Genomic DNA, 18,168 nt, shown 5'->3' on the forward strand with positions numbered 1-18,168 from the left:
CGCAGCGGCCGGGGCCGCCTCGGGCACCTGCGCGTGCGCCACCGGGCCGGCCCCCGGCGCCTGCGCCTGCGCCGCCAGGTCGGCCCCGGGCGCCTGCGCGGTCACCGCCGGGTCGGCCCCCGCCGCCTGCGCGTGCGCCGCCACCTCGGCCTCGGCCTCGGGCGCCGTCAGGCCGGTCTCGGGTGCCTGCGCCGGGATCGTCTGGGCCGCCTCGGACGCCACCCGGGTCACCACGGCCTGGGCCGCTCCCACCGGTTCCGGAGTCGGAACAACCGTTTCGGCAGGCGCCGCCCCGGCGCTCGACTGGGGGTGCGGTACGGGCTGTGCGCCCCAGGGCGCCGCCGGGGCCGACGGCATCTCCGCGCCGCGCGCGGCGTCGAGGTACTCGGGGCCGGGCGACGGCACGGGCTGGCGCACCGGCGCGTCCGCGGGGCCGCGGTCGGCCAGCGAGCGGACCGGGCTGGCCGAGCTGTCGGGCAGCGGCGGCCCGAGGTGCAGCGGGCGGCGCGGGGTGATGGGCGGGATCGGCGGCGGGTCGGGCAGGCGGACGCCGCTGAGGTCGACCGAGCCGCTGTCGCGGCCGGAGAGCTCGTGCGGGCCCGGCTGGTGCGCGGTCTCGACGACCGGCTCCGGCGCGGGCGGGGCGACCTCGTGACCCCAGGCGCCCTGGGCGCCCGGCAGCAGGAGGTCTTCGTCCTCGGCAGCGGGTTCGGAGAGGTAGGTGTACGAGCCGTGCGCGGCGCCCGGCTCTTCCACCATGCCTGAGTTCTCCGGCAGTCCCTCGCCCGGGACCTGGCCGGTGTCGGTCATGCGTACCCCTCGCCCATCGGTTAGTGCTCCTACGACCAGCTCACCCGGAACGGCGCACCGACCGCCCCACAGTGAAGAACGAGCGTGCGTCCCCAGCGGCACGAGCGGCTCGCCTCGAAAAGGCGACAAAGCCATTCACTGGCATTGTTGCGGCCGTGGCACCCTCACGGCAGCTTGATCCGCGACGGTTCCGCTGTGGACTGCGCCACGTTGCGCCTCCTCCGGTTCTGCCGTACCACACCCACCCCAAAAGGGGCGGGTTTTCCGGACATTGGCCGACGAACTGCCGGACGTCCGCGTGCGGTGCAGCGATCGGCCAGCCTACCGCGCGCAGTACGACAAACCGATCACGGGGACGGTCGCGGAGTCAGCCGCCGCGCTTGGGCAGAACGCCGCTGAGCAGGAACGCGACGCTCCGTTCCTTCTCCGACCAGGCCCTGGTGTCGAGTTCGACGGACTGCAGCAGGGCGCACTCGACGCCGTAGCCGTGCTCGGTCAGGTCGCGGCCGATGAGTTCGGCGGCGTCGCGGGTGGCGGCGTGCGTGACGATGCGCTGCGGGCGCCGGTCGGCGACCGCCGAGACGACCGCCGCTCCCCCGCCGCCGACGCGCACGACGTCCGGTTCGGGGAGGTTCTCCAGGACGTGCGGGGCGGTGCCGTGCACGATCTGGAGCTGGACGCCGAGGCGGCGGGCGGCGGCGTCGGTGCGGGCGCAGGCGGCCGGGTCGCTGTCGACGGCGAGGACGGCGGCGCCGGCGCGTGCCGCCTCGACGGCGAAGGCGCCGCTGCCGCAGCCGATGTCCCACACGAGGTCGCCGACGCGGGGCCCGAGGCGGGCGAGTTGGGAGGCGCGCAGCAGCTGGGTCTCGCCCTCGCCGAGGTCGCCGCCGTAGGCCTCGGCGGGCAGGGACCAGCCGCGCGGCCCGGCGGAGGGGTCGCGGCCGGCGAGCCAGCCGCCGGTCTCCCCGGCCGTGTCGGGCCGGGTCGGGCCGCCGAGGACGATGACGACGTTGGGGTCGCGCCAGGTGTGGTCGGCGGCCCGGTCGGAGGTGACGATGGTGACGCGCTCGTGGTCGGTGCCGAGTTCCTCGCAGATGACGAAGGAGCGGTGGACTCCTTCGAGGAGCAGACCGAGTTCGGCGGGGCCGGCGCCGGGTGAGGTGAGCACCGCCACCTTGGGGTGGGCGCGGCACACGTTCACGGCGCGGCGCAGCGTGCGCGGGTGTGCGACGACCACTTCCGCGTCGTCCCAGGGCATGCCGGCGCGTGCGAAGGCGGTGGCGACGGAGGAGACGGCGGGGACGACCTCCACCTCCAGGCCGAACTCGGGCGCGCGCAGGGTGCGTACGACGCCGAAGAAGCCGGGGTCGCCGTCGGCGAGCACGACGGCCGTGCCGCGGTGGGCGGCGATGCGGCGGGCGGCGAGGGCGACGCTGCCGAGGCGGATGCGCTCGGCGCCCGCGGGTACCTCGGGCAGTGCCAGGTGGTGGGCGGCGCCCGCCACGAGTGTCGCGGCGCCCAGGGCGGAGCGTGCCGCGGCGGTCAGCGGCGAGCCGTCCCAGCCGATCACCGTGACCCGGTCGGCCATCGTCGTCAGTCTCCAGGGGTTTGCGCAGGTCGTCTGTGTGTCGTGTCGGGGTGCAGCCCGCGGGCGGGCTCCGTGAGGGTACCCGGTGGAGGTTGCGGCGGGGGCGCCGGTGGGGGCGTCGCCGTCGCCCGCCGGGGGGTTCCGGTCAGTTCCAGTCGCCGAAGGAGGTGAATCCGCCGGGCAGCTGGTCGCCGACGCCCTCCAGGTCCTCCGGGAGCAGGCTCCACACGATGAGGTCGGTGCGCACCTCGGTCCACTCGCCGTTGTCGGTGCGGGTCCGCGCTATCCAGGCGCCGCGCAGCACGCCCTCGCTGATACAGCCGATCTTCTGGGCGACCTGCTGGGAGGCGGTGTTGTCGGCGGCGGTGCGCAGTTCCAGGCGCTCGAACTTCTGGTCGTTGAACAGCCAGCGCGCGGTGACGAGCGCGGCCTCGGAGGCGTAGCCCTCACCCCGGGCCCACGGGGCGATGACGTAGGAGATCTCGCTGGAGCGGATGCGCCAGTCGGTGTTCTTGAGGTGGACGATGCCGACCAGGCGCTGGGTGAGGAACTCGGTGACGGCGAAGACGATGCCGCGGCCCTCGGTCCGTTCGGCGGGGGCCTGTTCGGTGATCCAGGAGCGGGCGTGGGCCTCGGTGTAGGGGTGCGGGACGGAGGTCCAGGCGGTGACGAGCTCGTCGTTCATCATGTCGGCGAACGCCGGGATGTCCGGCTCCTCGAAGGGGCGCAGGACCAACCGCTCCGTGTTGATGGAGACGTTGGGGAAGGTGCTCGTCATGCGCCGCTCCGTAACCTTCGGGAACCTTCGGGGCCTGCTGAACTGCCCAGCATGCAGCATGAAAGCACTGATCCGCACCACGGGGTCCTCCCCCACCGGGTGAGGGAGGACCCCGAGTTCACGGCTGCCGGGCGGGGGCTCAGAAGGAGGCGAGCACCGAGCCGGCGTACTTGTCCTGGATGAACTTCTTCACCTCGGGCGAGGTGAGGAGCTTCGCGAGCTTCTTCACGCGCGGGTCGTCCTCGTTGCCCTTCTTCACGGCGAGGAAGTTGCCGTAGGGGTTGTTCTTCGGCGACTCCAGGACGAGGGCGTCCTGCGCGGGCTTGAGGTCGGACTCGATGGCGTAGTTGCCGTTGACGACGGCGGCGTCCACGTCGTCCAGGGAGCGCGGGGTCTGGGCCGCCTCCAGCTCCTTGAACTTGAGGTTCTTGGGGTTCTTGGTGATGTCGGAGGGGGTCGCCTCGTTGCCGACGCCCGCCTTGAGGGTGATGAGCCCGTTGGCGGCGAGGAGCTTGAGGGCGCGGGCCTCGTTGACGGTGTCGTTGGGGATGGCGACGGTCGCACCGCTCTTCAGGTCGTCGGTCTTCTTCACCTTGTGGGAGTAGAGGCCGAGCGGCTCCAGGTGCACCGTGACGACGGGCACGATGTCCGTGCCGTTCTTCTTGTTGAAGTCGTCGAGGTACGGCTTGTTCTGGAAGTAGTTGGCGCCGACGGAGCCGTCCTGCGTCGCCGTGTTCGGCGTGACGTAGTCGGTGAACTCCTTGACCTCGAGGTCCAGGCCCTCCTTCTTCGCCAGGTTGTCCTTCACGTAGGTGAGGATCTCGGCGTGCGGGACGGGGCTGGCGGCGACGATCAGAGGGCCGTCGGTGGAGGAGGAGCTGTCGCCGCCGCAGGCGGTGAGCCCGAGGGTGAGGGCTCCGGCGGCGAGGACGGCAGTGGTGATCTTGGCGGTGTTACGCACGAAAAGTGCCTTTCCTTATGGCCTTGCGAGGGTGCGACCCCGTTGTGGGTGAACGGGGGGTCTAGGAGGCGGCTTTGAGCAGCCGCAGTCGCGGGGCGGGTCCCGAGTGGGCGCCGCGGCGGTGCAGGGAGCGGGCCGCGTAGTCGCCGGCGAACTGGATGAGGGAGATGACGACGGCGAGGATCGCGACGGTGATCCACATCAGCCCGGTCTCGAAGCGCTGGTAGCCGTAGCGGATGGCGATGTCGCCGAGGCCGCCGGCGCCGACCGTGCCCGCCATGGCCGAGTAGCCGATGAGGGCGACGACCGTGGTGGTGGTGCTGGAGATCAGCGACGGCAGGGACTCGGGGACGAGGACCTTGCGCACGATCGTCCAGGTGTTGCCGCCCATGGCCTGCACGGCCTCGACGAGCCCGTGGTCCACCTCGCGCACGGCCGTCTCGACCAGCCGCGCGAAGAACGGGATGGCGCCGACGGCGAGCGGCACGATGGCGGCCTCGCGGCCGATGGTCGTGCCGGTGATCCAGCGGGTGAAGGACATCAGCGCGACCATCAGGATGATGAACGGCAGGGAGCGCGCGATGTTCACGATCTGCCCGATGACCTTGTTGGCGGCGAGGTTCTGCAGTAGGCCGCCGCGGTCGGTCAGGACCAGCAGGATGCCGAGCGGGAGGCCGCCGACGACGGCGATGAGCGTGGACCAGCCGACCATGTAGAGCGTGTCCCAACACGCCTGCTCCAGCAGCGGCTGCATCTCGGACCAGGTCACTTGGCACCTTCCTTCACCAGCGCGGACTCGTGGCCCGGGACGTCGATCTGCAGGCCCTTCTCGCGCAGGAAGCCGATCGGCACGACGTTGTCCTCGTAGCGGCCGGGCAGTTCGATGCGCATCCGGCCGACCTGGAGGCCGCCGACGGTGTCGATGGCGGCACCGAGGATCGATATGTCGATGTTGTAGGTGCGGGCGAGCTGCGAGATGACGGGCTGGGTGGCGCTCTCGCCCTGGAAGGTGACGTCGACGACCGTGCGGTCGGCGCCGGAGGCCTCGCCGTCGAGCGGGAACAGCGCGGCGGCCAGTTCGGAGCCGGGGGTGGCCAGGAGGTCGCTGACCGTGCCCGACTCGACGATGCGGCCGTTCTCCATGAGGGCGGCCGAGTCGCAGACCGACTTCACGACGTCCATCTCGTGCGTGATGAGCAGCACGGTCAGGCCGAGCTGCCGGTTCAGGTCGCGCAGCAGGGCCAGGATGGAGCGGGTGGTCTCCGGGTCGAGGGCGCTGGTCGCCTCGTCGGAGAGCAGCACCTTGGGGTCGCCGGCGAGGGCGCGGGCGATGCCGACGCGCTGCTTCTGCCCGCCGGAGAGCTGCGCCGGGTAGGCCTTGGCCTGGTCGGCGAGGCCGACGAGGTCGAGCAGTTCCAGGGCCTTGCGGGAGCGCTCCTTGCCGGTCTTGCCGAGGATCTCCAGGGGCAGTTCGACGTTGTCCTGGACGGTCCGGGAGGACAGCAGGTTGAAGTGCTGGAAGACCATGCCGATCCGGCTGCGCGCCCGGCGCAGTTCCTTCCCGGCGCGCGGGCCGCGGCCGGCCAGGGCGGTGAGGTCCTGCCCGTCGACGCTCACGGTGCCGGAGGTGGGGCGTTCCAGCAGGTTGACGCAGCGGATGAGCGAGGACTTGCCGGCGCCGGACTGGCCGATGACGCCGTACACCTCGCCTTCGCGGACGTGCAGGTCGACGCCGTCCAGGGCGGTGACCTCGCGGCCGCGTGCACGGTAGACCTTGGTGAGGTCCGTGGTGGTGATCACGTGGGTTTCCGTCACAGTCGAGTGCGCGGGCGTGGGTGGTCCCGGGCACGGGTGCGTTCGTTCGGGGACGCAGCACGGTTCTCGCTGGAGCGTGGAACCGGAGAACATGTGCGCGGGCGGCTCGGTGTCGCGCGGCGCTCAGAGCGCGCGGACAGGCCGCGGTCTCGCTTCGGGGCGCGAGCTCAGGGTGGTGCGGGGGCCCTCTAGCAGGCGCACATTCGACACATACAACGAGCACCGGGCGTCATGGTCGCCTCGGTCGCCGGAATGCGGTCGCTCGTCGTGGTCATGCGGTCAGTAAAACACGCGTACGGTCCTGACCGGCCGCCGCTGTCCGGATGCTGGACAGCGGTGGGACGGGAGCTGTGGTGCGTCAGGGGCGCGGGGCGATCTCCACGCCCTGCTCGGTGACCAGTGCGGACAAGGCCGACAGGTCCTTCACCACCAGGTCGGCGTGGAGTTCGTCGGCCCGGTGGGTTGTGGTCAACGCCACGGTGGTCATGCCGGCGGCGCGGCCGGCCGCGAGACCGGCGGGGGCGTCCTCGAAGACGACGCAGTCGGCGGGATCGACGCCGAGCGAGCGGGCGGCGAGCAGGTAGGGCTCGGGGTCGGGCTTGCCGCGCGTGACGTCGTCGGCGGCGACGAGCGTCTTGGGCAGGATGCCGACGGCCTCCAGCCGGGCCTCGGCGAGGCGCCGGGTGGCGGAGGTGACGACGGCCCAGCGCTCGGCGGGCAGGGAGTCGAGGAAGGCGCGGGTGCCGGGCAGCAGCTCGACCCCGCCGCCGGGGACGTCGTCGACCTCCAGGTCCTCGATGCGCGCGACGGCCTCCGGGACGATGCCGGGGGGCAGCAGGTCGGCGGCTATCTCGGCGGCCGGACGGCCGTGCAGCTCGACCCGCGCGAAGGCCTCGGGCGTGATCCCGTACTCGGCGGCCCACCGGGCCCAGCAGCGGTCCACCGAGGCGAGGGAGGAGACCAGGGTTCCGTCGTTGTCGAACAGCAGGGCGTGCGCGCGGATCTTCATGTCCTCGACCCTACGGTGCGGGCCAGGGGCGGAGGCATCGGGCCTTTTCGGCCGTAATAAGGTCGCTGCATGCTCACTGTCCTGACGCTGGTGACCGGCGTCGCCGCGCTGCTGCTCGCCGCCTGGTGCGGCTGGGCGGCCTACCGTGACCAGCCGACGAAGGACTGGCACTTCATCGGGATGGCCGTGGTCACGCTGCTGTCGCTGATCCAGCTGGTGACCGGGATCGTGCTGCTGGCGCGGGGCGAGCAGCCGGAGCAGGGCACGACGATCTTCGTGGCGTATCTGCTGGGGGCGTTCGCGTGTGTGCCGGCGGCGGGGTTCATGTCGCTGGCCGAGCGCACCCGGTGGGGTTCGGTGACGGTCGCCGCGGGCGGCGTGGTGCTGGCGGTGCTGGAGGTGCGGCTCTATGACATCTGGGCGGGCTGAGGTGAGCCGGCGGCGCCTGGCGTCCGGTCCGGGGACGCTGCTGGTGTGGCTCTACGGCGTGATGGTCGTGGGCGCGGTGTCGCGGTCGGCGTACCAGATCGCGACGGAGTTCGACCGGGCGCCGCTGGCCTACTCGCTGTCGGCCGTGGCCGGGGTGGTGTACGGGTTCATCACGTACTCGCTGGTGCGGGGCGGGGAGACGGCGCGCAGGGCGGCACTGGCGTGTTGTGTCGCCGAGCTGGTGGGCGTGCTGACGGTGGGGACGTGGACCTTGATCGAACCCTCGGCGTTCCCGGACGCGACCGTGTGGTCGGACTTCGGGATGGGGTATCTGTTCATCCCGGTGCTGTTGCCGGTGACCGCGATCTACTGGCTCCGGCGGTCGCGTGCGCGACAGGGGGATGCGGGCTGAGGGGCGCCGGCGCCTGCGGGTGCGTCGTGGTTGTCCGCGCAGTTCCCCGCGCCCCTGAGGGCGTGGCTCAAGCCGTCGCCGCGTAGGTGCCCGCCGGCTTTTCCAGGACGATCATCGGTACGCCGTCCGCGCCCTGGGACGTGCCCACCGTCTCGTAGCCGACCTTGCGGTAGAGGCGGAGGTTGCCCTCGCTGCGGTGGCCCGTGTGCAGGCGGAAACGGGTGGCGCCGTGCTGGTCGGCCAGGGCCGACTCGGCCGCGCGGAGCAGCCGGGCGCCGATGCCGTGGCCCTGGAGGCGGGGGTGGACGCAGAGCTTGCCGATCGCGGCCGCGCCGTCCTCGGTGACCGAGCCGCGCACCGAGCCGACGACCTCCTCGCCGAGCCGGGCGACGAAGACGCAGTCCCGCGCGACTTCCTCGCGGACCGAGTCGAGGGTTTGGACGAGCGGGTCGATGCGGTAGTTCCCGTACAGCGCCGCCTCCGTCTGGAAGCACAGGTACTGCAGCCTGAAGATCTGCTCCGCGTCCTGCTCGGTCGCCGCAGAGATGGTCACGCTCATGCCCATGTGCGCACGCCTCCCGCTCATCTGATCACCGGTGGTCCCTCACTCCTATCCCCGTCCTCAGCGGGCCGCAACCTCCGGTGTGAGCAATCTGCGCAGACATCCCAGGCATCTGGAACGTTCCGGGCCAAGACTCCCCTGTGAGATACCCAACTCCCCTGCGATTTCCCGGTATGTCAGGTCCTCGGGCGACAGCAGGGCCTCCATCAGCCGGGGGCAGCGGCCCGGGAGGCGGCGGACGGCCGCGCGCAGGGCCCGGCCGCGGGCCGCGGCCAGGGCCAGCTCCTCGGGGTCGCCGCCGCCGTCGTCCACCGGTTCGAGGGCGTACGGCCGTTCGAGGCGGCTGGCGCGGCGGCTGCGGCGCGCCTCGGAGCGGACGGCCCGGCGCAGCCACTCCTCGGGGTCGACCGGCGGCCGGTCGGCGTCGAGGCGCTCCAGCAGGCGGAGCCAGACCGCCTGCTCCAGATCGCCGGGCTCGGTTCCGGCGGCATATGCCTCGGCCGAGGCCTCGGCGGTGAGCAGGGGGCGCAGGGCGGTGACCAGGTCGTGCGTCATATGCGGAGCGACGCAGCCGCCCGGGCGGCGGGTTGCCCGGGCGGCCGAACCTCACTCGAACGGCGGGGGCGCGCTCGCGTATTGACGCTCAGCCGTTGCGGAAGTCCTCCCGGGCCAGCAGCCCGGTGTCGGGCTGGTCGGTGAAGACGCCGTCGATGCCGGTCGCGAAGTACGTCCGGTAGGCGCCGAAGACGTCGCCGTAGGCGTCCGCGTCCGTGCCCTTGCGGAAGTCCGCCGGCAGGAAGGGGTTCTCGTTGCGCAGGGTGTACGGGTGCAGGATCAGCCCGACCTTGTGGGCGTCGGCGACGAGCGTGGTCGGCCGGGTGAGGTTGCCCTGGGCGTCACGCGGGATGACCAGGTCCAGGGTCGGTCCGATGCCCTGCGCGTAGGAGGCGATCTCCCGCAGGCCGGCCGGCTTGACCAGGTCGGCCACCGTGCGCGGGTCGCCGGTCTCGACGAAGTCCCAGGGGCGCGAGTCCGCCGACGACAGCAGCACCACCAGCGGGTTGTCGACGAGCTTGTTCAGCCGCTCGATGCTGGTCGGCTCGAACGACTGCAGGATGACCGGGGAGGTGCGCCGGTCCTTGCGGTACTTGCGCAGCAGCTTGGCGACGCGCTCCTCCAGGGCGAGGCCCTGCTTGCGGAAGTAGGTGGGGTGCTTGAGCTCGGGGTAGATCCACACCTGCTTGCCGCGCTTGCGGGTCTGCTCGTCCTGCCAGCGCAGCACCTCTTCGAAGGTGGGGATCTCCCAGCGCCCGTTGTACAGGGTGTTGTGCGGGCGGTTGGCCGGGATGCGCTCGATCGCGCGCAGGGTCTTCAGCTCGGCGAGGGTGAAGTCCTCGGTGAACCAGCCGGTGGTGGAGACGCCGTCGAGGACCTTGGTCTTCCTGCGGCCGGCGAACTCGGGGTGGGCGGCGACGTCGGTGGTACCGCCGATCTCCGGCTCGTGGCGGCAGACCAGGTGGCCGTCCTTCGTCGGGACCAGGTCGCCCGCCTCGACGATGTCGGCGCCCATGTCGAGGGCCAGCTGGTAGGAGCCGAGGGTGTGCTCCGGGCGGTAGCCGCTGGCGCCGCGGTGGCCGATGATCGTCGGCTTGGGCAGGCTGCCGACTCCCCCGCCGCCGTGCCGGGCGCCGTCGGCCCGGGCCGGGCCGGCCATGCCGAGGACCGCTCCGCCGGCGCCGAGCACCGCCGCGCCGAGCAGGGCCCGCCGTCCGGCCCCACCCGTCGTTCCGCCCGCGATTCCGCCCGTAATTGCGTTCGACTCCTGCGTTCCCATGAGCGCCCTCCCTGCCGTCGGCTCGTCAGTGCGGGCCGATCGTAGGGGCGCGTACATGACCGGCGGGAGACCGCGGGCGGAACACGCGGGTGACTGGGAATGTCACTAGTGGCTGGTGAGGCCGCTGAACTGACGGTTCATCGCCTCCCGCCGGATTCGGCGCGGCGGTTGCGGGAACGCGTCCGGCAGGCGCCTCAGGCGATGTGTGTCACACCATGTCGACCGCGTTACGGACCGTCGGCGGCGTGCCACCGCAGGTAAACACGCGTCAACAGTGCGTAAGGCCTCGGTGAAGTCGCCGTGCCCGATGTGCGCGATCCCGGGGCCCGCGAGTATCGTCCTCACCTGCACAGACTCATAGTGAATCCCTTGACACCGGAGGGCCCGTTGTCCCGCTTCGCGCTCATCAAGGCAGTGCTCGGCCCGGTCATGCGCCTGATGTTCCGCCCACAGGTGGAGGGCGCGGAGCACATTCCCGGCGACGGTCCCGTCATCCTGGCCGGCAATCACCTGACCTTCATCGACTCGATGATCCTGCCGCTGGTCTGCGACCGTCAGGTCTTCTTCATCGGCAAGGACGAGTACGTGACCGGCAAGGGCCTCAAGGGCCGGCTGATGGCCTGGTTCTTCACCGGCGTCGGCATGATCCCGGTGGACCGGGACGGCGGCCGGGGCGGCGTCGCCGCGCTGATGACCGGGCGCCGGGTGCTGGAGGAGGGGCGGGTGTTCGGCATCTACCCCGAGGGCACGCGCTCGCCCGACGGCCGGCTGTACCGGGGGCGGACGGGGATCGCCCGGCTGACCCTGATGACGGGGGCGCCGGTGGTGCCGTTCGCCATGATCGGCACGGACAAGCTGCAGCCGGGCGGGGCGGGTCTGCCCCGGCCGGGCAAGGTCACGGTGCGCTTCGGCGAGGCCATGGAGTTCTCCCGCTACGAGGGGATGGACCGGGACCGGTACGTGCTGCGGGCGGTGACCGACTCGGTGATGGCCGAGGTCATGCGGCTGTCCGGGCAGGAGTACGTCGACATGTACGCGAGCAAGGCGAAGGAAGCGGCTTAGGTTCTGCCGGGGCGCCGCGGGCTCGGAGGGCCGTGGAGCGTCGGCGGCTCGGGGGGCCGTGGAGCGTCGGCGGCCGCGGGTTGTGGTGGGCTTGTCGCGTAGTTCCCCGCGCCCCTGAGGGCATGACCCCCGGGGGCGTTCGGCGTGTGGGCCCCGTGCCCCTGAGGGCGTGACCCCCAGGGGCGTTTCCTGGCTCGGCGTGTCACGGCTGTTTCGTCGGGCCGCCTTCCAGGCTCTGGCCTCGTAGCAGGAACCATGCCGCCACCGCCGCCGCCAGCAGGACGGCCGCGCCGGCGCCCGCCGCGAGCGCCAGCCCGTCGACGAAGGCCGTGCGGGCCACGTCCAGCATCGCGGCGGCACTGTGCGCCGGCAGGGCCTCGGCCGCCTCGACGGCGCCGCCCAGCGACTCGTGCGCGGCGTCCGGCGTGCCGGCGGGGCCGGTGAAGCCGCGGTAGACGCCGGTGACGATCGAGCCGAGTACGGCGATCCCGAGGGCCGCGCCGAGTTCGTAGGCCGTCTCGGACACGGCGGACGCGGAGCCCGCCTGTTCCTTGGGCACGCTGGAGAGGATCACGTCGGCGGTCACGGTGAAGGACAGGCCGGCGCCGACGCCGACCACCAGCAGCGCGGCCCCGAGGAGCGGGTAGCCGGTGGACTGGCCGATCACCGTGAGCGCGGCCAGCGCGAGGCCGATCGCCGCGAGCCCGCCGGAGACGACGACGCGCACCGAGAAGCGGCGGGCCGCACGTCCCGCGATCAGACCGGCCACCACCGCGCCGATCGCGGCGGGCAGTTCGGCCAGACCCGCCTCGAACGGGCGCCTGCCCTGGACGAGTTGCAGGTACTGCGAGAGGAAGAACACCAGGCCGGACAGGCCGAGGATGGTCAGCAGGTCGGCGAGCACCGCCCCGCTGAAGCCGCGGTTGCGGAACAGCCGCATGTCCAGCAGCGGGGCCGGGAGCCGCAGCTGACGGCGGACGAACCCGTACAGGGCCGCCGCGCCCAGCAGACCGGCGGCCAGGGTGCTCCAGGCGAAGCCGTGGGTCGCCGCCTCCTTGACGGCGTACACGATGCCGATCATGCCGAGCAGTGACAGCACCACGCTGACCAGGTCCCAGGGGCCGGGGTTCGCGGTGCGCGACTCGGGCAGCAGCCTGCTCCCGACGAGCACCAGCACGATCATCACGGGCAGGTTGATCAGGAAGACCGAGCCCCACCAGAAGTGCTCCAGCAGGAATCCGCCGACGATCGGCCCGACGGCCGTACCGGCGGAGGCGGTGGCGCCCCAGATGCCGACGGCGAGACTGCGCTCGCGCGGGTCGTGGAAGAGGTTGCGGATCAGCGCGAGGGTGGCCGGCATCAGGGTCGCGCCGGCGACGCCGAGCAGCGCCCGGGCGACGATCATCATCTCGGGCGTGGTGGCGTAGGCGTTGAGGACGGATATCGCGCCGAACGCCGTGGCGCCCACGAGCAGGATCCGCTTGCGGCCGATGCGGTCGCCGAGGCTGCCCATGGAGACGAGCAGGCCGGCGATGACGAACGAGTAGACGTCGCCGATCCACAGCAGCTGCGTGCCGGACGGCTTGAGGTCCTCGCTGATGTAGGGGGTCGCGAGACCGAGGACGGTCGCGTCGACGGCCACCAGCAGCACGGCGAGCACGAGGACGCCGAGCGCGAGCCAGCGGCCCGGGCGCTTCACCGCCTCGGTCGTGGTCGTCGGCTGCAGGGTGCTGGTCATGTTTCCTCTCTCCTGAGTGCGCCGCCGAGCAGCAGCTCGACGATCATGTGCGGGAAGTCCTTGGGGGCGCCCTTGCCGCTCTGCACCAGCCAGGCGCCGGAGGCCAGCAGGCCGTACAGCGCCTCGGTGAGCCAGGCGGGCGTGAGGTCGATGCGGAACTCGCCGTCGAGCTGGCCGCGCCGGAACACGGCGGAGATCCGCTCGTCGATCAGCGCCCAGCCGGCGTTCTGCTCCTCGCCCTCGAACAGCTGGTTCTCGGTGTAGAGGAAGGCGAGCAGTCCGGCGGCGGGCTCGATGGCGCCGACGAGCCGGCGTACGGCGTCGCTCGCCGTGCCCTCGTCCAGCCGTGCCGCGTCCAGCGCGGCCTCGCACTCGGCGATGCCGAGCGACTCCAGCGCGCGGACGAGCGCGTCCCGTCCGGCGAACTGCCGGTGCAGCGTGGCCCGGCTGATCCCGGCGGCCTTGGCGACCTCGTCCATGGTCGCGGTGGATTTGCGGGTCAGCAGGGCCGCGGCGGAGCGCAGCACGTGGTCACGATCGACAGCCATGAGACAACGGTACCCCATGTGAGACATCAATGTCTCACTCTGGGCATGCGTGACTCACGGCTGTCGGGTCAGGAGGGGTGAGAGATCAGTGCCAGGGCAGCTGTCCGCGCCGCTCCCAGTAGGCGCGCGGGTCCTCGGCCAGGGTGGCGAGCCGGGTCAGCTGGGCGTCGTCGAGGTCGACGACGGCGGCGTGCAGGTTCGAGGCCAGCTGCTGGGTGGTGGCGGCACCGGAGAGGACGACACCGGCCCAGGGCTGCCGCAGGACGACGGCCAGGGCGACGGCGTCGCAGCCCAGGCCGGTCTGCCCGGCGATCTCCTTCAGGACGTCCGGGGCGTGCGGCCCGGCGAGGCGCCCGTTGGCCATGCCCTCCTTGACGATCACGGTGAGCCCGGCGTCGTGCGCCTCGGCGAGGGCGGGGCCGGCGGAGGTCTCCAGCGCGTTGTACGTGGACTGCACGGTGCGGAAGAGGGGTTCGCCGTCAACCGTCACGGCGAGGGCGGCGCGGATCGCGTCGGCCTGGGCCGGGCCGCTGGTGGAGAAGCCGACGGTCAGGCCCCGGGCGGCGGCCTCCGCGAGCTTCGCGTGCAGTTCCTTGTCGGTGAGGGCCGGGCTGTCCGGGGTCACCGAGTGGATCTGGTAGAGGTCGAGGCGGTCGCCGAGCAGGGCGTCGGTCTCGGCGCGCTGCCGCTCGTAGGTGGCGAGGGTGTGGTCCTTGACCTCGTGCGTGTCGGCGTCGGTGGACCAGTCGGCGGTGTAGGTGTAGCCCCACTTGCTGCCGACGACGATGTCGTCCAGGCCGGGCCGGTTCTTCAGCCAGTCGGCGAGGAACTCCTCCGAGCGGCCGTAGGAGCGGGCCGCGTCGAAGTAGCGGACGCCCTGGGCGTAGGCGGCGTCGAGCAGTTCGTGGGTGCGGGCGCGGAGGGCGTGGACGCTGCGGTCCTCCCCGAGGTCCTCGTCCCGGTTGAGGTTGATGTAGCCGGGGCGTCCGACCGCGGCGAGGCCGAGACCGATGTGGCAGGTGGGGGTGGTCGCTGAGGCCAGGCGGGCGAAGGGCATCGGGGGCTCCGTTCGGTCGGCTCCGGTTCGGCTCCGGTAGGGCTCCGGTTCGGCTCCGACCCAACGTAACCCGCGATGACCTTCGCCTCAGGCTCGGGACGGGCGGTGTTCCGGCGGGTGCGGGAGGTGTGCGGCTGGTCGCGCGGTCCCCGCACACCTGAGGGGCGTACCCCTCAGGTCCGCTGCCCGGCCACCGCCCACTCGTGCTGGGCCGCCACGTCGGCCTTCACCTCGGCCAGCTGGACGGCCACCGCGCTCGGGGCCGTGCCGCCCCGGCCGTCGCGGGAGGCCAGGGCCCCGGGGACGTTCAGGACGGAGCGGACCTCGGGCGTCAGGTGGGACGAGATCTTCGCGAACTGTTCGTCCGTCAGCTCGTCCAGCTCCTTGCCCTCGGCCTCGGCGGCCTTCACGCACTCGCCGGCGACCTCGTGGGCCACGCGGAACGGCACGCCCTGCTTCACCAGCCACTCGGCGATGTCGGTGGCGAGGGAGAAGCCGGCCGGGGCCAGTTCCTCCATGCGCTCACGGTGGACGGTGAGGGTGGCCATCATGCCGGTGAAGGCGGGCAGCAGGACCTCCAGCTGGTCGATGGAGTCGAAGACCGGCTCCTTGTCCTCCTGGAGATCGCGGTTGTAGGCGAGCGGGAGGGCCTTGAGGGTGGCCAGCAGGCCCGTCAGGTTGCCGATCAGGCGGCCGGACTTGCCGCGGGCCAGCTCCGCGATGTCCGGGTTCTTCTTCTGCGGCATGATCGACGAGCCGGTCGAGAAGGCGTCGTGCAGGGTCACGAAGGAGAACTCCTTCGTGTTCCAGAGGATGACCTCCTCGGCGATCCGGGAGAGGTTGACCCCGATCATCGCCGTGATGAACGCGAACTCGGCGACGAAGTCCCGGGAGGCCGTGCCGTCGATCGAGTTGGCCACCGAACCCCCTTCGAACCCGAGGTCCTTCGCCACGGCCTCCGGGTCCAGCCCGAGGGAGGAACCGGCCAGGGCGCCCGAGCCGTACGGCGACACGGCCGTGCGCGTGTCCCACTGGCGCAGCCGCTCGGCGTCCCGGGAGAGGGACTGGACGTGGGCGAGGACGTGGTGCGCGAACAGGACCGGCTGGGCGTGCTGCAGGTGCGTGCGGCCGGGCATCGCCACGTCGGGGTGGGCCTCGGCGAGGCCGATCAGCGCGTCCTGGAGCTCGGCGATCAGGCCGCCGATGACCCGGGCGTGGTCGCGCAGGTACATCCGGAAGAGCGTGGCGACCTGGTCGTTGCGGGAGCGGCCCGCGCGGAGCTTGCCGCCGAGGTCGGGGCCGAGGCGCTCCAGCAGACCCCGCTCCAGCGCCGTGTGGACGTCCTCGTCGGCGATCGTGCCCGTGAAGGAGCCGTCGGCGACGTCCGCCTCCAGCCGGTCGAGGCCGGCGATCATCCGGGTCAGCTCGGCGTCCGTGAGGAGGCCGGCCTGGTGCAGCACGCGCGCGTGGGCACGCGAACCGGCGATGTCGTACGGCGCGAGCCGCCAGTCGAAGTGGACGGACGCGGACAGCTTCGCCAGGGCCTCGGCGGGACCGTCGGCGAAACGGCCGCCCCAGAGCCGGACGTCACCGCTGTTGCTGCTCACCTGCTGCGCTCCTCACTGGGTGGGATGGGCACCGCCACGGGCAGTGTACTGCATGATTATGCAGAGTTCTGCATGATTCGTCAATCGAGGGGATCGAGGCCTGAACCAAGGGCGCGGACGAGGGTGCGGACGAGGGTGCGGACCGAGGCCGCACCCGGGATCGGTTTCCGGCCAGAGCAGGGGAATTCGCGGGCCCGTTGAACGCGGGAAACCGCTTACCCGTACCTCTCGCCGAACGCAGGCGCCGCGTTTGTACACCCACGACCCACCGACCCCTAGTGAGGCACCCCCATGTCCAGGGCTCTTCCGAAGTACAACAAGCGCCGCGTCGCGTTCATCGGCGGCGCGGCCGCGGTGGCGCTGTCCGGCACGGCGATCGCCGGCTTCGCGCTCGCCGGGGAGACGTCCGAGAACGGCGGGACGAACGCCCGGACGCTGGCGGGCCCCGGCACCATCACCTGCCCCGACGTCACCCCGCAGCTGCCCGACATCCCCGCCTCGGCCCGGGCGGAGGTCGACAGCAACCTCGCCCAGCTGAACACCCAGATCCAGGAGGCCAACAAACGCCTCGTCGACACGGTCGGGCAGGGCGGGCCCAACTTCGTCCAGAACGCCATCCTCGGCCCGCTGGAGGACAAGCGCGTCGCCGCCCTCAACCGCATCGAGACCGCGATCGGACGGGCCGCCGCCAAGCCCGAGGGCCTGGAGGCCTTCGCGGCCTGTCAGCTCAGCGCCGACGGCGGTGCGGGAGCGGGCGAGGCGGGCGCCGGGGCCGGAGGTGACGCCGGGGCGGAGGAAGGCGCCGGCGCGGAGGAAGGCGCCGGAGGCGAGGCCGGTGCGGGTGCCGGTGCCGGTGCCGGTGCCGGAGAGGGTGGCGCGGGCGCCGAGGAAGGGGGCGCGGGTGCCGAAGAGGGCGGTGCGGGTGAGGCGGGCGGGGCCGGTGCCGGCGCGATCAGCTGCCCCGACGTCGCCTCGCGGCTGCCCGCGATCCCGGCCTCCGCCCAGGCCGAGGTCGACCGCAACCTGCGTCAGCTGGACACCCAGATCCAGGAGGCCGACAAGCGCCTCGTCGACACGGTCGGACAGGGCGGGCCCAACTTCGTCCAGAACGCCATCCTCGGCCCGCTGGAGGACAAGCGCGTCGCGGCCATCAACCGCATCGCCACCGCCATCGGCCGCACCGCCGAGCGGCCGGCCGGTCTGGACTCCCTGGCCGCCTGCACGCTCACCAAGTGACGTGACAGGCGCCGTGGCCGCCCCGTGGGAGCGCCGGCCGGGGCGGCCACGGTCCGGGCGGGATCCGGCAGAGGTGACCGGATCCCGCAATTCCTTAGACAGTCAAAAGACTTGCTCCCATAATCGTTAGACATGGGAAAGACTTATGAGGGGATAGACGGCCGGCTCCGCTCGTTCATCGAGGCACAGCCGGTCTTCTTCACCGCCACCGCGCCCCTGTCCGCCGACGGCACGATCAACCTCTCCCCCAAGGGCCTCAAGGGCTCCTTCGCGGTGCTCGACGAACACACCGTGGCCTATCTGGACTTCGCCGGCTCCAACGCCGAGACCATCGCCCATGTGCGTGAGAACGGGCGGATTACCCTGATGTGGTGCGCCTTCCAGGGCCCGCCCACCATCGTGCGCGTGCACGGCAGGGGCGAGCCGGTCTTCCGCGACGACCCCCGGTTCGCGGAACTGCTCGCCCGTTTCCCGGACATCGACCCCGCCCCGCACGGCCTGCGCGCGATCATCGTCGTCACCGCCGAACTGGTCCGCGACACCTGTGGCTACGCGGTGCCCTTCATGGCCTACGAGGAGGACCGGGACCTGCACGGCAAGCGGTTCGCCCGGGAGGACGACGCCTCGCTCGGGGCGTACTTCGCCAAGAAGGAGCACGTCGCCACCAGCCTGGACGGACTACCCGGGCTGCCGTTGCCGCTGCCGCCCTCTACGGTCTGAGG

18 protein-coding genes and 1 pseudogene are annotated in these 18,168 nt (G+C 72.1%); 5 read left to right on the forward strand and 14 right to left on the reverse strand.

Annotated elements, in window-relative coordinates:
• From CHR28_RS31700 to CHR28_RS31730, 7 genes and pseudogenes are all read right to left on the reverse strand, one after another.
• Positions 1–810, reverse strand: a pseudogene (locus CHR28_RS31700) (nicotinate-nucleotide--dimethylbenzimidazole phosphoribosyltransferase); the annotation flags it as partial.
• Between the two features lie 367 nt (positions 811–1,177).
• A complete protein-coding gene (gene cbiE, locus CHR28_RS31705) occupies positions 1,178–2,398 on the reverse strand; it encodes a precorrin-6y C5,15-methyltransferase (decarboxylating) subunit CbiE (protein ID WP_094057164.1) in 1,221 nt (406 codons plus the stop codon).
• A 145-nt stretch (positions 2,399–2,543) separates the two neighbouring features.
• Positions 2,544–3,176 carry a GNAT family N-acetyltransferase gene (locus CHR28_RS31710; protein ID WP_094057165.1) on the reverse strand — a complete coding sequence of 211 codons (633 nt, stop codon included), beginning with the start codon at positions 3,174–3,176 and terminating at the stop codon, positions 2,544–2,546.
• Between the two features lie 139 nt (positions 3,177–3,315).
• Complete coding sequence (locus CHR28_RS31715) at positions 3,316–4,137, reverse strand: MetQ/NlpA family ABC transporter substrate-binding protein (protein ID WP_094057166.1); 822 nt, start codon at positions 4,135–4,137, stop codon at positions 3,316–3,318.
• A gap of 61 nt (positions 4,138–4,198) precedes the next feature.
• Positions 4,199–4,906, reverse strand: coding sequence for a methionine ABC transporter permease (locus tag CHR28_RS31720; RefSeq protein WP_094057167.1), 708 nt, complete (start codon positions 4,904–4,906; stop codon positions 4,199–4,201).
• On the reverse strand, positions 4,903–5,937 hold the full coding sequence (locus CHR28_RS31725; protein WP_094057168.1) for a methionine ABC transporter ATP-binding protein: 1,035 nt from the start codon (positions 5,935–5,937) through the stop codon (positions 4,903–4,905). The genes CHR28_RS31720 and CHR28_RS31725 overlap by 4 nt, the downstream gene beginning before the upstream one ends.
• Positions 5,938–6,310: 373 nt before the next feature.
• Positions 6,311–6,961 carry an HAD-IA family hydrolase gene (locus CHR28_RS31730; RefSeq protein ID WP_094057169.1) on the reverse strand — a complete coding sequence of 217 codons (651 nt, stop codon included), beginning with the start codon at positions 6,959–6,961 and terminating at the stop codon, positions 6,311–6,313.
• A gap of 69 nt (positions 6,962–7,030) precedes the next feature.
• Here CHR28_RS31730 and CHR28_RS31735 point away from each other — a divergent pair, with 69 nt between their 5' ends.
• Both CHR28_RS31735 and CHR28_RS31740 read left to right on the forward strand, forming a co-directional pair.
• Positions 7,031–7,390 carry a hypothetical protein gene (locus CHR28_RS31735; RefSeq protein ID WP_094057170.1) on the forward strand — a complete coding sequence of 120 codons (360 nt, stop codon included), beginning with the start codon at positions 7,031–7,033 and terminating at the stop codon, positions 7,388–7,390.
• Entirely contained in the window at positions 7,371–7,802 is a 432-nt protein-coding gene (locus CHR28_RS31740) for a hypothetical protein (protein WP_094057171.1), read from the forward strand. The genes CHR28_RS31735 and CHR28_RS31740 overlap by 20 nt, the downstream gene beginning before the upstream one ends.
• 67 nt (positions 7,803–7,869) lie before the next feature.
• Here CHR28_RS31740 and CHR28_RS31745 read toward each other — a convergent pair whose 3' ends face one another.
• The 3 genes from CHR28_RS31745 to CHR28_RS31755 all read right to left on the reverse strand — a co-directional run bounded on the left by CHR28_RS31745 (position 7,870) and on the right by CHR28_RS31755 (position 10,198).
• Positions 7,870–8,367 carry a GNAT family N-acetyltransferase gene (locus CHR28_RS31745; protein WP_094057172.1) on the reverse strand — a complete coding sequence of 166 codons (498 nt, stop codon included), beginning with the start codon at positions 8,365–8,367 and terminating at the stop codon, positions 7,870–7,872.
• 57 nt (positions 8,368–8,424) lie between these two features.
• Entirely contained in the window at positions 8,425–8,919 is a 495-nt protein-coding gene (locus CHR28_RS31750; RefSeq protein ID WP_094057173.1) for an RNA polymerase sigma factor, read from the reverse strand.
• An 88-nt stretch (positions 8,920–9,007) separates the two neighbouring features.
• Entirely contained in the window at positions 9,008–10,198 is a 1,191-nt protein-coding gene (locus CHR28_RS31755) for a glycerophosphodiester phosphodiesterase (protein ID WP_094057174.1), read from the reverse strand.
• A gap of 387 nt (positions 10,199–10,585) precedes the next feature.
• On the opposite strand from CHR28_RS31755, the gene CHR28_RS31760 reads away from it, so the two are divergent.
• On the forward strand, positions 10,586–11,260 hold the full coding sequence (locus CHR28_RS31760) for a lysophospholipid acyltransferase family protein (RefSeq protein ID WP_094057175.1): 675 nt from the start codon (positions 10,586–10,588) through the stop codon (positions 11,258–11,260).
• Between the two features lie 202 nt (positions 11,261–11,462).
• Here CHR28_RS31760 and CHR28_RS31765 read toward each other — a convergent pair whose 3' ends face one another.
• From CHR28_RS31765 to argH, 4 genes are all read right to left on the reverse strand, one after another.
• Positions 11,463–12,998, reverse strand: a complete 1,536-nt coding sequence (locus CHR28_RS31765) for an MFS transporter (RefSeq protein WP_094057176.1) — start codon at positions 12,996–12,998, stop codon at positions 11,463–11,465.
• Positions 12,995–13,546 (reverse strand): TetR/AcrR family transcriptional regulator, encoded by a 552-nt coding sequence (locus tag CHR28_RS31770; protein ID WP_179272623.1) that lies wholly within the window; start codon positions 13,544–13,546, stop codon positions 12,995–12,997. The genes CHR28_RS31765 and CHR28_RS31770 overlap by 4 nt, the downstream gene beginning before the upstream one ends.
• An 85-nt stretch (positions 13,547–13,631) precedes the next feature.
• Positions 13,632–14,603 (reverse strand): aldo/keto reductase, encoded by a 972-nt coding sequence (locus tag CHR28_RS31775; RefSeq protein WP_094057178.1) that lies wholly within the window; start codon positions 14,601–14,603, stop codon positions 13,632–13,634.
• A gap of 173 nt (positions 14,604–14,776) precedes the next feature.
• Positions 14,777–16,210 carry an argininosuccinate lyase gene (argH, locus tag CHR28_RS31780; protein ID WP_094057179.1) on the reverse strand — a complete coding sequence of 478 codons (1,434 nt, stop codon included), beginning with the start codon at positions 16,208–16,210 and terminating at the stop codon, positions 14,777–14,779.
• 291 nt (positions 16,211–16,501) lie between these two features.
• Between argH and CHR28_RS31785 the strand changes: the two genes are divergently transcribed.
• Positions 16,502–17,446, forward strand: a complete 945-nt coding sequence (locus CHR28_RS31785) for a hypothetical protein (RefSeq protein WP_094057180.1) — start codon at positions 16,502–16,504, stop codon at positions 17,444–17,446.
• A 132-nt stretch (positions 17,447–17,578) separates the two neighbouring features.
• Positions 17,579–18,166: a pyridoxamine 5'-phosphate oxidase family protein gene (locus CHR28_RS31790; protein WP_094057181.1), complete on the forward strand. Its 588-nt coding sequence runs from the start codon at positions 17,579–17,581 to the stop codon at positions 18,164–18,166.
• Positions 18,167–18,168: the final 2 nt, after the last annotated feature.

The organism is Streptomyces sp. XY006 (assembly GCF_002237655.1).
Taxonomy (GTDB): Bacteria; Actinomycetota; Actinomycetes; order Streptomycetales; family Streptomycetaceae; genus Streptomyces; species Streptomyces levis.

Coding starts and splice junctions, on each gene's coding strand:
- CHR28_RS31770 (WP_179272623.1), bottom strand. CDS start 13,546: ATGGCTGTCGATCGTGACCACGTGCTGCGCTCCGCCGCGGCCCTGCTG.
- CHR28_RS31790 (WP_094057181.1), top strand. CDS start 17,579: ATGGGAAAGACTTATGAGGGGATAGACGGCCGGCTCCGCTCGTTCATC.
- CHR28_RS31740 (WP_094057171.1), top strand. CDS start 7,371: ATGACATCTGGGCGGGCTGAGGTGAGCCGGCGGCGCCTGGCGTCCGGT.
- CHR28_RS31710 (WP_094057165.1), bottom strand. CDS start 3,176: ATGACGAGCACCTTCCCCAACGTCTCCATCAACACGGAGCGGTTGGTC.
- CHR28_RS31750 (WP_094057173.1), bottom strand. CDS start 8,919: ATGACGCACGACCTGGTCACCGCCCTGCGCCCCCTGCTCACCGCCGAG.
- CHR28_RS31765 (WP_094057176.1), bottom strand. CDS start 12,998: ATGACCAGCACCCTGCAGCCGACGACCACGACCGAGGCGGTGAAGCGC.
- CHR28_RS31785 (WP_094057180.1), top strand. CDS start 16,502: ATGTCCAGGGCTCTTCCGAAGTACAACAAGCGCCGCGTCGCGTTCATC.
- CHR28_RS31730 (WP_094057169.1), bottom strand. CDS start 6,961: ATGAAGATCCGCGCGCACGCCCTGCTGTTCGACAACGACGGAACCCTG.
- cbiE (WP_094057164.1), bottom strand. CDS start 2,398: ATGGCCGACCGGGTCACGGTGATCGGCTGGGACGGCTCGCCGCTGACC.
- CHR28_RS31775 (WP_094057178.1), bottom strand. CDS start 14,603: ATGCCCTTCGCCCGCCTGGCCTCAGCGACCACCCCCACCTGCCACATC.
- CHR28_RS31755 (WP_094057174.1), bottom strand. CDS start 10,198: ATGGGAACGCAGGAGTCGAACGCAATTACGGGCGGAATCGCGGGCGGA.
- CHR28_RS31745 (WP_094057172.1), bottom strand. CDS start 8,367: ATGGGCATGAGCGTGACCATCTCTGCGGCGACCGAGCAGGACGCGGAG.
- CHR28_RS31735 (WP_094057170.1), top strand. CDS start 7,031: ATGCTCACTGTCCTGACGCTGGTGACCGGCGTCGCCGCGCTGCTGCTC.